We start from the raw sequence: 13,313 nt of genomic DNA, 5'->3' as shown, positions 1-13,313 counted from the left end.
GCGCCGGGCCTGAAGCTCCAGGCGCCGTGGACAGGCATTTCGCGTAGCGCCTGCCCCCGTTGGCGTCAAGTGACGGCCGTCAGCGATGAGCGCCCAGGTAGCTAGGTTCGGCGTAGCGCTGTCCGGCCCGCGAGGGCAGGTACAGTTGCAGCAGAAACAGCAGCACGAGCACCGGCAACCACATCTCGTTGATCTCCTCCAGCGCGCGGGCGTACTTCATTGCCGTTTCGGGCAAGACGCTGCCGGCCTCCTTGAACCACCGGGGAATGGCGTCGAGGATCTTCAGCGCCGGCAAATAGAGGGCAAGCACGATCGCGCCATAGAAGGCCGGCTGCCTCTGGACCATCAACTCCCTGATGCGAGCCCGAGATTTGCGCAGCAAAACCAAAAGCATCGTGCCGATCAAGAGGATGACCGATGCACTTGCGAGTTTCTCCATGACCGGCACTTCCGGCCGGAGATACTGGCGAAGATTGAAGAGGCCGTATGTCGTGAAGGCATGATGCCAGTCCAACTCGCGAACCCCGAGGAGCAGCGCGCCCAAGGCGATCAGCCCAGCCAGCCCGCCCCGGCGAAACCAGATGCCGGCGGCAACGATCGCAACGACAAAATGCAGGACCGCGCTCGCCACCTCGACAGGCCCGTTCTCATGCAGCAAGACAGCAGCCGTGTCCGCCGACATCACGGCCGCAGCGAGCAGGCTCAGGGCGATCCCGGACAACGCCACCGAAGAAAGCAAGAAAGGGGAGGAGAGGAAATAACGTGGTCTGAGTTCGTGGTCTGGATGCAATTTCAATTCTCGGCAGGCTATCTTTAAGGAATGCCTTTCTAATAGGTTTCTGGATCGGGACTAGACAGCTGTGATCACAATGAGGTCATCAGAGGCGATTGACGAGGCGGCAACGCGCCGGGATTTCCTAGATCGCAATTCGCCGCGAAATCGTAGCCCCATGCCTCAAAGCAGAAACGGCGGCCGCTAGGCCGCCGTTTCATCACCATCGTGTTGCCGCCGGTCAGGCGAAGGTGCCGTGGCAGTGCTTGTATTTCCTGCCCGAACCGCACGGGCAGGCCTCGTTGCGCGAAACCTTGCCCCAGGTCGAGGGATCGTTGGGGTCGCGGTCTTCGGCAGCCACGACGCGCGAATCCTGCAGCACGGCGATCGAACCCTCGCCGAAATCGTCCTCGCCGGTGGTGCCGTCAATGTGGTGGCCGTGCATCTCGGGCGCTTCCGGCGGCGGGGCGTCGGCGGCCTGGCGCACCAGTTCGACGCGCATCAACTGGGCGGTGACGGCCTGGCGCAGGTTGCCGAGCATCGCCTGGAACAGCTCGAAGGCCTCGCCCTTGTATTCGTTGAGCGGGTCGCGCTGGGCGTAGCCGCGGAAGCCGACGACCGAGCGCAGATGGTCGAGGTTGACCAGGTGTTCGCGCCACAGATGGTCGATGGTCTGCAGCACGACGGAGCGTTCGACATAGGTCATGACCTCGGGGCCGAAGCGCTCGGCGCGGTCGGCGGCGGCCTTGTCGGCTTCGGCGGTGATGCGCTCGCGCACCTCTTCCTCGGCGATGCCTTCTTCCTTGGCCCACTCCTCGATCGGAAGGTCGAGGTTGAGCGACTGGATCACGCCCTCCTTGAGGCCTGCGACATCCCACTGCTCGGCATAGGCGTTTTCGGGGATGTGCTTGGCGACGAGATCATCGATCACGTCGTGGCGCATCTCGGCGACGGTCTCGGTCAGGCTGGTCGCGTCCATCAGCTCGATGCGCTGCTCGAACACCACCTTGCGCTGGTCGTTCGACACGTCGTCGTACTTCAGCAGGTTCTTGCGGATGTCGAAGTTGCGGGCCTCGACCTTCTTCTGCGCCTTTTCCAGCGCCTTGTTGATCCAGGGATGGACGATCGCCTCGTCTTCCTTGAGGCCGAGCTTGGTCAGCATGCCGTCCATGCGCTCGGAGCCGAAGATGCGCATCAGATCGTCCTGCAGCGACAGGAAGAACTTCGAGCGGCCCGGATCGCCCTGGCGGCCGGAGCGGCCGCGCAGCTGGTTGTCGATGCGGCGGCTTTCATGGCGTTCTGTGGCAAGCACGTAGAGGCCGCCGGCAGCGAGTGCCTTTTCCTTGAGCCGGGCGACATCCTCGCGGATCGCCTTTTCGCGTGCGTCGCGCTCGGCGCCTTCCGGCACGCCGGCCAGTTCCTCGGCAATGCGCATGTCGGCGTTGCCGCCGAGCTGGATGTCGGTGCCGCGGCCGGCCATGTTGGTGGCAATCGTGATGGCGCCCGGCTTGCCGGCCTGGGCGACGATCGCCGCCTCGCGCTCGTGGTGGCGGGCGTTGAGGACCTCGAAGTCCTTGAAGCCGTCCTTGCGCAGGCGTTCGGCGAGCTGCTCGGACTTCTCGATCGAGGTCGTGCCGACCAACGTCGGCTGGCCCTTGGCGTTGGCTTCCTTGATCTCGCGGACGATCGCCTTGTATTTCTCCTCGACCGTCCGGTAGACCTCGTCGTCCTCGTCGATACGGCTGACGGGCAGGTTGGTCGGAACCTCGGTGACGTCGAGATTGTAGATGTTGCCGAATTCTTCCGCTTCGGTCAGCGCCGTACCGGTCATGCCGGCGAGCTTTTCGTACATGCGGAAATAGTTCTGGAAGGTGACCGAGGCCAGCGTCTGGTTCTCAGGCTGGATCGACACGTGCTCCTTGGCTTCCAGCGCCTGGTGCAGGCCTTCGGAGAAGCGGCGACCCGGCATCATGCGGCCGGTGAACTCGTCGATGATGACGATTTCGTTGTCCTTGACGATGTAGTCCTTGTCCTTCTGGAACAGGCGGTGCGCCTTGAGCGCATTGTTGACGTGGTGCACCAGGGCGACGTTTTCGATGTCGTAGAGCGACTCGCCCTTGAGCAGGCCCGCCTCGCGCAGCATGTTCTCCAGCTTCTCGGTGCCTTCTTCGGTGAAGATGGCAGTCTTCTGCTTCTCGTCGACTTCGTAGTCGGACGGAACCATGTGGAGAAGGAATGCGTCGACCGTGTTGTACATTTCCGAACGGTCCTCGAGCGGACCGGAAATGATCAGCGGCGTACGGGCCTCGTCGACCAGGATCGAGTCGACCTCGTCGACGATGGCGAAGAAGTGGCCGCGCTGCACCATCTGGGCGCGCTCGTACTTCATGTTGTCGCGCAGATAGTCGAAGCCGAGTTCGTTGTTGGTTGCGTAGGTGATGTCGCAGCCATAGGCGGCGCGGCGCTCTTCGTCCGACAGGCCGTGCACGATGATGCCGACCGAAAGGCCGAGGAACTTGTAGAGCCGGCCCATCCATTCGGCGTCGCGGCTGGCGAGATAGTCGTTGACGGTAACGACGTGCACGCCCTTGCCGGTCAGGGCGTTGAGATAGACGGGCAGGGTGGCGACCAGGGTCTTGCCTTCGCCGGTGCGCATCTCGGCGATGCCACGGCCGTGCAGCACCATGCCGCCGATCATCTGGACGTCGAAGGGACGCATGCCGAGCGCGCGCTTGGCGCCTTCGCGCACGGTGGCGAACGCCGGTATCAGCAGGTCGTCGAGGGTCGCCCCGTTGGCAAGATCCTGCCGAAACTGCTCGGTTCTCGCCCGAAGCTGGTCGTCGGTCAGTGCCTGCAGTTCATTTTCCAGTGCATTTATCGCTTCCACCCGGGGTCGGGTCGATTTGACGCGACGGTCGTTGGAGGAACCGAAAATCTTACGGGCGAGACCGCCGAGACTGACCATCAAGTGGCCCTTTCAATTCGAATGAAGCCGACTGTCCGCCGGCCGTACCTGCCGGGGATAAGGCGGTGGCAGGTACAACACGAAAAGCGCCCGGAAAACGGTTCTGGACGCGAAGACGATGGACAGATAAGAGGGGGCACAACTTATGTCAACGTTGCAGAGAGCCTGCCGAAGACGCCAAATTCCGCCACATTCAGGTGGATTTGGAAGTGCGTCATCCCCCATCGGAGAGTTTAGATGTCTTTTTCGTTCCGTAGCGCCTCGCTTGCCCGCGTCGGGCTTGCAGCCGGGCTCGTGGCGCTGTCGTCGCTGCCTCTCGCCGCTCAGGAGACCGCACCGGCAGCTCAGCCCGCGGCCCCTGCGGCTCCTGCGGCGGCACCGGTGGATCCCAACACGATCGTGGCCACTGTCAACGGCCAGGACGTCACCGAAGCCGACATCGCGCTGGCCGAAACCGACCTCGGCGCCCAGTTCGGCCGCCTGCCGCCCGAGCAGCGCCGCGCCGCGGCCCTGTCGTCGATCATCGAGATCAGGCTGATGGCGGCCCAGGCGTTGGAAAAGGGCCTCGACAAGGACGCCGACTTCCAGCGCCGCATGGCCTTCCTCGACCAGCGCGCGCTGCATGGCGAACTGGTCGAGAAGGAAGTCGCCGGCAAGGTCACCGACGACGAGATCCGTGCCCGCTACGACAAGGAAATCGCGGCCCAGAATCCGGTCAACGAGGTTCATGCCCGCCACATCCTGGTCAAGTCCAAGGAAGAGGCCGACGCGATCATCAAGAAGCTCGAAGGCGGCGAAGACTTCCAGAAGCTCGCCAACGAAAACACCACTGACCCGTCGGGCAAGACCTCGGGTGGTGACCTCGGCTTCTTCGGCCCCGGCCAGATGGTGCCGGAATTCGAAAAGGCAGCATTCGCGCTCGAAGTCGGCGCCTACACCAAGGAGCCGGTGCAGAGCCAGTTCGGCTGGCACATCATCAAGGTCGAGGACAAGCGCTCCCAGCAGCCGCCGGCGTTCGACGCGGTCAAGGAAGAGGTCAAGTCGCTGGTGATCCGCGAGAAGTACATCGATCTGGTCAAGCAGATCCGCGCCGCCGGCAAGGTCGAAGTCACCGACCCCACGCTGAAGAAGGCGATCGACGCCATCGACGCCTCGAAGTAATTCCTGGCCTCAATTCAAAAAGGGCGGCGTCGGTTGGCGCCGCCCTTTTTTATTGACGGTTCGCGCGATCTGACTGTCGCTCTGGCGTGTTTTCGTCTTTGCGGTGGCCGAATGACCCGAGGCAGTGTCGTTGGCAGGATGAGGTTGCTCGGTTGCGCTGGGCCTGACCGTACCGTTAAGGAGCCTCGCATGCCGTCGGCTGATCTGATCCTCGCGTTCCTTGCGACGGCGGCGATCTTCGCCTTCATCCCCGGGCCGGCCATGCTCTATGCCGCAGCCCAGACCATGGCGCGCGGGCGCCGTTCAGGCTTCATGGCGGCGTTGGGCATCCACATCGGCGGCTATGTGCATGTCGTTGCCGCCGCGGCTGGCCTGTCGATCCTGTTCCATGCCGTTCCGTGGCTCTACATGGCGGTCAAGCTCGCGGGCGCTGCATATCTAGTATGGCTCGGCGTTTCCATGTTCCGCGGCCGCAAGCAGGGCGATTTCGACCCGTCTGGTGTTGGTCAAAAGTCCGGTCGTCGCGCCTTTGTCGAGAGCGTTGCCGTGGAAGTGCTCAATCCCAAGACGGCCATCTTCTTCATGGCCTTCCTGCCGCAGTTCATCGACGCGTCCGCGACCTTTCCGGTATGGTTGCAGTTCCTCATCTTCGGGTTGCTGGTCAACACGATGTTCACGATCGCCGACGTTGCCGGGGTGGTGCTGGCCGGCTTCCTGATCGGCCGGCTCCGGCGTTCGAGCCGGGCGCAAAGGCTGATGCAGCGCGTCGGCGGTGCGGTGCTTGTTGGCCTCGGTGTGCACGTCGCCCTTCAACGGAACTGAGTGCGCCGAGGCTAGCCTCAAGCTTTGATGCCGTTGACGATCATGGCGATCGCCCGGCGCAACGTGGCGTCGTCTTCGTCCAGCCGGCCGGTCAGCAGGTGCACCCAGGCATAAGAAGCGACCAGGTCGGCGACCTGCTCGGGATCGACATGCGCGGCAACCTCGCCGCGCGCCTTGGCCCGGGCAACGAGCTTGCCGGTGTTGGCCCTGCGCCCGGCGGCGTAGTCGGCCAGCGCTTCGGCGGCGGAGGGATCCGACTGGGCTTCGGCAAGCATCGAGCGGAAGATGCCGCCCGATGGCGTCTCGCGCCAGTGGACGAACAGGCTCCTGGCAAAGCCGAACAGGTCTTCCTCGATGCTGCCGGTGTCGGGATAATCGACGTCACGCTTCTGGCGCTGGTAGACCTCGAGCAGCAGCGACGCCTTGTTTGGCCACCAGCGGTATATCGTCGGCTTGCCGGCGCGGGCGCGACGGGCGACGGCTTCTATCGAAAAGCCTGAGTAGCCGTTTTCGATCAGCACGGCCTCGGCCGCCTCGAGGATGGCGTCGGCGCTTTCGGGGCTGCGCCGGGCGCCGATCGATTTCCGCGCCCCCTCTTGCTCGATGCTCATCATGCTCTCCGGTTCGTCGATAAATCCATACACCACCTCTTGACGAAACGAAACGGCCCGTTTTATATAACGAAACGTTTCGTTCCGATGGAGATTGAAATGACCGCTTCCCAGACCCACTTTTCCCGCCCACGCTTTGCCCTGATGGTGCTGATCGGCGTCTATCCGCTGATCACGGCTCTTCTCTACCTGGTCATGCCGCTGACCGACGGCTGGACGATCTGGCAGCGCACGCTGCTGATTGCGCCACTGATGGTGGCGACGATGATCTGGGGGCTCATCCCTGCCGTCCAGCGCGTGTTCCGCGGCTTTCTCAATCCGGCGGTGCATTGAGACTGGACCACGCCTTCGTGAGGTGAAACGCCTTGCGAAGCCTCGCGCGATCGGGCAAACGGTGCCGACTTCAACCGTTTCCCGAGCCCGCAGAGGTTCTCATGTCGACTGCCGTTTCCCCGCTTGCACCGAAGAAATATCCCAAGATGCCCGCCATCGACGGCGTACGCATCGCCACCGCCGAAGCTGGGATCAAGTACAAGGGCCGCACCGACGTGCTGGCCATGGTGTTCGACGAGGGCACGACGGCTGCAGGCGTCTTCACCCGTTCCAAGTGCCCGTCGGCGCCGGTCGATTTCTGCCGCCAGAACCTTTCGGGCGGCAAGGCGCGCATTCTCGTGGTCAACTCCGGCAACGCCAATGCGTTTACCGGCAAGAAGGGCCGCGAGACGACTTCGCTGACCGGCCAGGCGGCCGCCAAGGCCGCAGGCTGCACGCCGGGCGACGTCTTCCTCGCCTCCACCGGCGTCATCGGCGAGCCGCTGGATGCCGGCAAGTTCAGCCACCTGCTGTCCGGCATGGTCAAGGACGCACGGTCCGACCAGTGGACCGAGGCCGCCAAGGCGATCATGACCACCGACACCTATCCCAAGGTGGTGACCGCGACCGTCAAGCTCGGCGACACCGACGTCACCATCAACGGCATCGCCAAGGGTGCCGGCATGATCGCGCCCGACATGGCGACGATGCTGTCCTTCGTCGCCACCGACGCGCCGATTGCTGCAAACGTGCTGCAGGACATGCTGTCGCGCGGCACCGCCAAGACCTTCAACGCTGTGACCGTCGACAGCGATACCTCGACGTCGGACACGCTGATGCTGTTTGCCACCGGTGCTGCGGCCAAGCGCGGCGCGCCGAAGATTTCCGATCCCAAGGATGCACGCCTCGGCGCCTTCCGCCGCGCGTTCAACAAGATGCTCAAGACGCTGGCGCTGCAGGTCGTGCGCGACGGCGAGGGCGCGCGCAAGCAGGTCGAAGTCACCGTCACCGGCGCCAAGTCGGCGCGTTCGGCCAAGCGTATTGCGCTGTCCATCGCCAATTCGCCGCTGGTCAAGACCGCGGTTGCCGGCGAGGACGCCAATTGGGGTCGCGTCGTCATGGCCGTCGGCAAGGCCGGCGAGCCGGCCGACCGCGACCTGCTGTCGATCTGGTTCGGCGACAACCGCCTCGCCCACAATGGCGAGCGCGACCCCGGCTATTCGGAAGCGGCGACGTCGGCCTACATGAAGGGCGACAACATCGCCATCCGCGCCGACATCGGCATTGGCCGCGGTAAGGCGACCGTCTGGACCTGCGACCTGACCAAGGAATATGTTGCCATCAACGGCGACTACCGGAGCTGACAGCAGCGTGAACCAGAACCGCCCGTCGCACGAACTTGCCATCGTCCGCCGCTACGAGGCGGCGGGGTTTCGCGCCTGGCCCGCGGCGGCGGTGCATTATGACGGCACCTGGCTGGTGCGGCTGACCGCAGGGCATCCGGCCAAGCGGCTCAATTCCGTCAACCCGCTCGACCCGGCCGACATCCGCAGCATTCCCGACCGCATCGCCCGCGCCAGCCGCCGTTTCGAGGCTTATGGCCGGCCGCTCACCTTCCGCATGTCGCCCCTGTCGGGGCCGGCAATCGCCGCCCATCTCGACCGCGAGCGCTGGAGCGTGTTCTCGGAATCGATGGTCATGCGGCTTTCGCTCGACGACGGCGTCGTCGAACATGCGATGGACCAGATCCCGCTCAAGGACATCGGCCGTTTCGTCAGCGCCTCGATGGCCGTCCACGGTCTCGACCCGTCGCTGAGGCCGGGCCTGTCCGAGATCATCGGCGCGATCCAGCCGGAGGCCGGCCTGTTCGTGCTCGAACAGGACGAGCAGCCGGTGACGGCCGGCATCTGCGTCCACGACAACGACCTTGCGGGCCTGTTCGAGATCGCCACGACCGAAGCCGAGCGCGGCAAGGGCTTTGGCCACCGGCTGATCCTGTCGGCGCTCAAATGGGCACGCCTCAGGGGCGCGCGCCAAGCCTGGCTGCAGGTCGAAGCCGACAATGTCGGCGCCATCCGCCTCTACAGCAAGATGGGCTTCAAGGAAGTCTATCGCTACCACTATCGCCGTCCGCCGGAGGCCTGACTTGACCCAACAGGGAAAACGCCTGCTGCTCGTGGCCGCCTGCGCGCTCGTCGATGCCGACGGCCGGGTGCTCCTGGCCCAGCGCCCGGAGGGCAAGCAGCTTGCCGGCCTGTGGGAATTTCCCGGCGGCAAGGTCGAGCAGGGCGAGACGCCGGAGGAAACCATCGTGCGGGAGATGCGCGAGGAGATCGGCATCGAAACCAAGATCGCCTGTCTCGCACCGCTGACCTTTGCCAGCCACACCTACGACGACTTCCACCTCCTGATGCCGCTCTATGTCTGCCGCCGCTTCTGGGGCACGCCCGAGCCGCGGGAGGGCCAGGTGCTGAAATGGGTCCGGCCCAGGCAGATGCGCGACTACCCGATGCCGCCCGCCGACGAGCCGCTGATTCCGTTCCTGATCGATCTGCTTTGACGCATATTAGGCAGCGTTAAGGCAAAGTTTATCCAATCGTGAAAAATTGAGTGGCCGCCCGATGCCATGGACCGGGCGGCGACATGGATTTTCGCGGGGGACGTGCCTATGCAGGCTGACAAGGAGTGGGATCTCATCCGCCCCGAGCGCCAGTCCTCGACCGCCAGGGCGAGCGCCGGCATCCTGCGTCTGACGCTTCTGTTCGGTTTCGCCGCCGTCGCGCTGACGCTCATTGCAACGCCCTATCTGGCCGACCGCATGCGACCGTCCATCGGCCAGGCGCGCCTCGACGGGCTGGATTATTTCTCGACGGGTTCGGTCGGCCGCAACGTCAGCTATACGCTGCGCCGCAGCGTGCTGCAGGATACGCCGCAGTCGGTCTGCGTCATCCGGGACAACGGCCGCCGCAGCGGCCAGTGCTGAGGATGCGTTCGGCACGCTTCATCGCGCGTTAAGGCTACGCCATTAACCTTTCTTAATCTGTCGCTGCTATGGTCTGTTCAACGACAAGGGTGGACGCGACCGATGATCAAGCGATTTCTGAGGGACGAGGGGGGTGCCACGGCGATTGAGTATGGCCTCATCGCTGCTTTGATCGCAGTGGTGATGGCTGGCGGCTTTTCGCATCTGGCCGACCAACTCAGGATCCTCTGGGGCGACAACAACGGCGATATCCAGCAGGGCCTGAACAGGAACTAGCCTGATCCAGGCTAATTCTTGCCTTCCTCGCCGAGCACCTTGGCGAGCGAAACCTGCGCCGAACCCGGCTTGAGCGGCTTCTGCTGCGACGGGTCAGGCGCCCATCCCGACAGCCAGACGAACGAGAAGCTCGCGCGCACGCGCCCGTCGGGGTCGGAAAAGCGGTCGGCATAGATTTCGGCCGCGCGCTGGAACAGGCGCCGCGTCGCCGGCTTGCGCGGGCGGTCGGCCAGTGCGCTGGTCACGCCCATCGCGCGCAGGTCCTGCATCAGTCCGAACATCGTGTCGTATCGCACCGTCACCGTTTCGACGTCGGCGACGGGCAGCGCAAATCCCGCCCGCTGCAGCAGCCCGCCTGCGTCGCGCACGTCGGTGAAGGGGATGATGCGCGGGCTCGCCCCGCCGGTCAGCTCGGTTTCGGCCGCCAGCAGGCTTTCGCGCAATTCGGCGAGGGTGCCGGCCCCCGCCAGCACGCCGAGAAACAGCCCGTCCGGCTTCAGCGCCCGCCTGATCTGGATCAACTGGCCGGGAATGTCGTTGGCCTCCTGCAGCGCCAGCAGCGATACGGCGAGGTCGATGCTGGCAGGCTCCAATGCAATGGTCTCGGGATCGGAGACGATGCCCGGACCACCGCCGAGAAAGCTCTCGTCGGCCTCGACCCGAACCAGTTCGGTCACCTTGCCGCTGGCCGCCAGCACTGCCGTTGCCGCCGGGCTGACCGAGAAGATCGCGGCACCCCGTTCGAATTTGCGCTCCACCGCGGCCAGCCTGTCGGCCAGGTCCTCGGCGGCGCGCGCCATCAGGAAGTCCGCGCCGGCTGTGCCTTGCGCCACTGCGCGCCGGCGGTGGGCGATCACGAGGCTGGCGTCGAATATCGGTTGCACGGGCGATGTCCTTCCTTGCCGGGTTTCTGTTATGGTCGCCCGACCCAAACCTTGTCGTGGCCGATCCGATGCCGGAGATCAAGAGGCTCGCTTTCGCCGTCGCCGCATGGCCGGCGCGCTTGTTGTTTCCTCCGGTTTGCGCGGGCTGCCGGCGGCAGGTGACGCAACCGGGCGCCTTGTGCGGCGCGTGCTGGCCCCGGCTTCGCTTCCTGGAAAAGCCGTGGTGCGAGGTCATGGGCACGCCGTTTGCCCATGATTTCGGCGCCGGTTTCCTGTCGGCCGAGGCGATCGCCAACCCGCCGCCCTTCGCCCGCGCCCGCGCCGCCGTCGCCTATTCCGGCGTCGCCCGGCGCATGGTCCAGGGCCTCAAGTTCCACGACCGCACCGATCTCGCGCCATGGATGGCACGCTGGATGCTGCGCGCCGGCACCGAACTGACTGCCGATGCCGAGGTCGTGGTGCCGGTTCCGCTGCACTGGCGCCGCTTCTTCTGGCGCCAGTTCAACCAGTCGGCGGAGCTTGCCCGCACAGTTGCCTCGCTCTCCGGCTTGCCTTTCGCTCCCACCGCCGTGCGCCGCGTCAAGCGCACGCGCCAGCAGATCGGCCTCGGCCAGCGCGAGCGCGAAGACAATGTCCGGACAGCCTTCGTCGTTCCGCCCGAGGCGGAGATCGACATTCGCGGCCGGCGCGTGCTGCTGATCGACGACGTCTACACCACCGGCGCCACGGTTTCGGCAGTCAGCCGGGCGCTCAGGAAGGGCGGTGCCAGCGCTGTCGACGTGCTGACCTTCGCCCGCGTTCTGCCGGGGGACTTCCGACCCGACGACACAGACCCTATATAGTCGACCAAGGACAACGGGTTTCTGTCATGGTCGATGTGACTATCTATACGCGCATGATGTGTGGCTACTGCACTGCGGCCAAGCGCCTTTTGGAGCGCAAGGGCGTTGCATTCACCGAGCATGACGCTAGCTTCTCGCCTGAGCTTCGGCAGGAAATGATCTCGCGCGCCAATGGCCGCGCGACGTTCCCGCAGATTTTCATCGGCAACACCCATGTCGGCGGTTGCGACGACCTGCATGCGCTCGACGCACAAGGCAGGCTCGACGCCCTTCTGGCAACCGGCGCATAGTTGAGTTGAGGACGGACCATGGCGATTTTCAAGGCGGCAGCGGTGCAGATGCGTTCGGGCAAGGCGCCGGAGCGCAACGTCCGTGATTTCGAGGCCCTGGTTCGCGAGGCTGCCGGGCAGGGTGCCACCTACGTGCAGACCCCCGAGATGACGGGTGCCATCGTCGGCGACAAGGACGCGCGTGCCACCGCCTTCACCTCGGAGGATCGCGACCTGGTTGTGGCGAGCGGACGCAAGCTCGCCGCAGAACTCGGCATTCACCTGCATGTCGGCTCGACCGCCATCGTGCGCGCCGACGGCAAGCTCGCCAACCGCGCCTTCCTGTTTGGCCCGGACGGTTCGACGCTCGCCGTCTACGACAAGATCCACATGTTCGACGTCGACCTCGACAATGGCGAGAGCTGGCGCGAATCCTCCGCCTACGAGCCGGGCACCGAAGCCGTCGTCGCCGACACCGCGCTTGCAAAAATCGGCTTCGCCATCTGCTACGACCTGCGTTTCCCTCAGCTGTTCCGCGCCGAGGCGCTGGCCGGCGCCGAGGTGCTGACCGCGCCTGCCGCCTTCACGCGGCAGACCGGCCTTGCCCACTGGCATGTGCTGCTGCGGTCGCGCGCCATCGAAAACGGCGCCTTCGTCATCGCCGCCGGCCAGGGCGGCAAGCATGAGGATGGGCGCGAGACCTTCGGCCATTCGCTGATCATCGATCCATGGGGCCGCATCCTCGCCGAGGCCGCGCATGACGAGCCGGGCGTCATCGTCGCCGAGATCGACACCCAGCATTCGACTGACGCGCGCAAGAAGATCCCCAATCTCAAGAACGCGCGCGACTTCGCGGTGGCGCTGCGCACTGGCCAGGGAGCGCTCCGGGGAGCCGCATCTTGATCCGCTTTTCGCTCCATTGCGACCATGCGCATGACTTCGAGGGCTGGTTCCGCAGCAACGAGGATTTCGAAACCCAGCGCAAGCGCGGGTTCGTCTCCTGCCCGGAATGCGGCTCGCAGAAGGTCGAAAAGGCGCTGATGGCGCCTGCCGTCTCGACCTCGCGCAAGCAGGAAAAGGTCGCGCTCGCCATGGGCGAGCAGCAGCGCAAGGCCATGGCCGCGCTCAAGGAGCTGTCCGAAAAGGTGCGCGAGAACGCCGAGAATGTCGGCGACAAGTTTGCCGAGGAAGCGCGCAAGATCCACTTTGGCGAGACCGAGGCCCGCGGCATCTATGGTGCCGCTACCCTCGACGAAGCCAAGGGCCTCGCCGAAGACGGCATCGACTTCCTGCCGCTGCCGGTTTTTCCCGACGACCGGAACTGACCGGGGTCGACCACCTCTCAATAGCCCTCATGGTGCGCCTGTAGCACTCATGGTGAGCCTGTCGAACCACGAGCGCGCCGGCGCCCCATCT

The 13,313-nt window shown here is 64.9% G+C and carries 16 protein-coding genes; 12 read left to right on the top strand and 4 right to left on the bottom strand.

Annotation, left to right across the window (positions count from 1 at the left end):
* Positions 1-79: 79 nt before the first annotated feature.
* Together ASC75_RS12740 and secA are read right to left on the bottom strand one after the other, a co-directional pair.
* Positions 80-790, bottom strand: a complete 711-nt coding sequence (locus tag ASC75_RS12740; protein ID WP_156381237.1) for a hypothetical protein — start codon at positions 788-790, stop codon at positions 80-82.
* A 223-nt stretch (positions 791-1,013) separates the two neighbouring features.
* Positions 1,014-3,737: a preprotein translocase subunit SecA gene (secA, locus tag ASC75_RS12735; protein WP_055975603.1), complete on the bottom strand. Its 2,724-nt coding sequence runs from the start codon at positions 3,735-3,737 to the stop codon at positions 1,014-1,016.
* 237 nt (positions 3,738-3,974) lie between these two features.
* Here secA and ASC75_RS12730 point away from each other — a divergent pair, with 237 nt between their 5' ends.
* Together ASC75_RS12730 and ASC75_RS12725 are read left to right on the top strand one after the other, a co-directional pair.
* Positions 3,975-4,898 (top strand): peptidylprolyl isomerase, encoded by a 924-nt coding sequence (locus ASC75_RS12730; RefSeq protein WP_055975601.1) that lies wholly within the window; start codon positions 3,975-3,977, stop codon positions 4,896-4,898.
* A gap of 189 nt (positions 4,899-5,087) precedes the next feature.
* Positions 5,088-5,720, top strand: a complete 633-nt coding sequence (locus ASC75_RS12725) for a LysE family translocator (protein ID WP_055975598.1) — start codon at positions 5,088-5,090, stop codon at positions 5,718-5,720.
* A gap of 17 nt (positions 5,721-5,737) precedes the next feature.
* On the opposite strand, the gene ASC75_RS12720 is transcribed toward ASC75_RS12725, so the two are convergent.
* Entirely contained in the window at positions 5,738-6,331 is a 594-nt protein-coding gene (locus tag ASC75_RS12720; RefSeq protein WP_055975679.1) for a TetR/AcrR family transcriptional regulator, read from the bottom strand.
* Positions 6,332-6,430: 99 nt separating this feature from the next.
* Here ASC75_RS12720 and ASC75_RS12715 point away from each other — a divergent pair, with 99 nt between their 5' ends.
* From ASC75_RS12715 to ASC75_RS12690, 6 genes are all read left to right on the top strand, one after another.
* On the top strand, positions 6,431-6,664 hold the full coding sequence (locus ASC75_RS12715; RefSeq protein WP_244487825.1) for a hypothetical protein: 234 nt from the start codon (positions 6,431-6,433) through the stop codon (positions 6,662-6,664).
* A gap of 101 nt (positions 6,665-6,765) precedes the next feature.
* On the top strand, positions 6,766-8,007 hold the full coding sequence (argJ, locus tag ASC75_RS12710) for a bifunctional glutamate N-acetyltransferase/amino-acid acetyltransferase ArgJ (protein WP_055975592.1): 1,242 nt from the start codon (positions 6,766-6,768) through the stop codon (positions 8,005-8,007).
* Between the two features lie 7 nt (positions 8,008-8,014).
* Positions 8,015-8,788, top strand: coding sequence for a GNAT family N-acetyltransferase (locus ASC75_RS12705; RefSeq protein ID WP_055975589.1), 774 nt, complete (start codon positions 8,015-8,017; stop codon positions 8,786-8,788).
* A gap of 1 nt (position 8,789) precedes the next feature.
* The gene (locus ASC75_RS12700; RefSeq protein ID WP_156381236.1) at positions 8,790-9,203 is read left to right on the top strand and encodes a (deoxy)nucleoside triphosphate pyrophosphohydrolase; all 414 of its coding nucleotides are present in this window, start codon (positions 8,790-8,792) and stop codon (positions 9,201-9,203) included.
* 108 nt (positions 9,204-9,311) lie between these two features.
* Positions 9,312-9,626: a hypothetical protein gene (locus tag ASC75_RS12695; RefSeq protein ID WP_055975586.1), complete on the top strand. Its 315-nt coding sequence runs from the start codon at positions 9,312-9,314 to the stop codon at positions 9,624-9,626.
* Between the two features lie 102 nt (positions 9,627-9,728).
* The gene (locus ASC75_RS12690; RefSeq protein WP_055975584.1) at positions 9,729-9,902 is read left to right on the top strand and encodes a Flp family type IVb pilin; all 174 of its coding nucleotides are present in this window, start codon (positions 9,729-9,731) and stop codon (positions 9,900-9,902) included.
* 11 nt (positions 9,903-9,913) lie between these two features.
* On the opposite strand, the gene ASC75_RS12685 is transcribed toward ASC75_RS12690, so the two are convergent.
* On the bottom strand, positions 9,914-10,786 hold the full coding sequence (locus ASC75_RS12685; RefSeq protein WP_055975581.1) for a methyltransferase domain-containing protein: 873 nt from the start codon (positions 10,784-10,786) through the stop codon (positions 9,914-9,916).
* 56 nt (positions 10,787-10,842) lie between these two features.
* Here ASC75_RS12685 and ASC75_RS12680 point away from each other — a divergent pair, with 56 nt between their 5' ends.
* The 4 genes from ASC75_RS12680 to ASC75_RS12665 are packed head-to-tail and all read left to right on the top strand — an operon-like array spanning position 10,843 to position 13,222.
* Positions 10,843-11,628, top strand: coding sequence for a ComF family protein (locus tag ASC75_RS12680; RefSeq protein WP_055975673.1), 786 nt, complete (start codon positions 10,843-10,845; stop codon positions 11,626-11,628).
* Positions 11,629-11,654: 26 nt separating this feature from the next.
* On the top strand, positions 11,655-11,918 hold the full coding sequence (gene grxC, locus ASC75_RS12675; protein WP_055975578.1) for a glutaredoxin 3: 264 nt from the start codon (positions 11,655-11,657) through the stop codon (positions 11,916-11,918).
* An 18-nt stretch (positions 11,919-11,936) separates the two neighbouring features.
* The gene (locus ASC75_RS12670; RefSeq protein ID WP_055975576.1) at positions 11,937-12,800 is read left to right on the top strand and encodes a carbon-nitrogen hydrolase family protein; all 864 of its coding nucleotides are present in this window, start codon (positions 11,937-11,939) and stop codon (positions 12,798-12,800) included.
* Positions 12,797-13,222 carry a DUF1178 family protein gene (locus ASC75_RS12665; RefSeq protein ID WP_055975571.1) on the top strand — a complete coding sequence of 142 codons (426 nt, stop codon included), beginning with the start codon at positions 12,797-12,799 and terminating at the stop codon, positions 13,220-13,222. Before ASC75_RS12670 ends, ASC75_RS12665 begins: the two co-directional genes overlap by 4 nt.
* The last annotated feature ends 91 nt before the right edge of the window (positions 13,223-13,313 follow it).

It is taken from the genome of Aminobacter sp. DSM 101952 (assembly GCF_001424795.1).
Lineage (GTDB): Bacteria > Pseudomonadota > Alphaproteobacteria > Rhizobiales > Rhizobiaceae > Aminobacter > Aminobacter aganoensis.
Note: the sequence above shows the minus strand (reverse complement) of the source record. Positions and strands in the feature narration are given on the sequence as shown.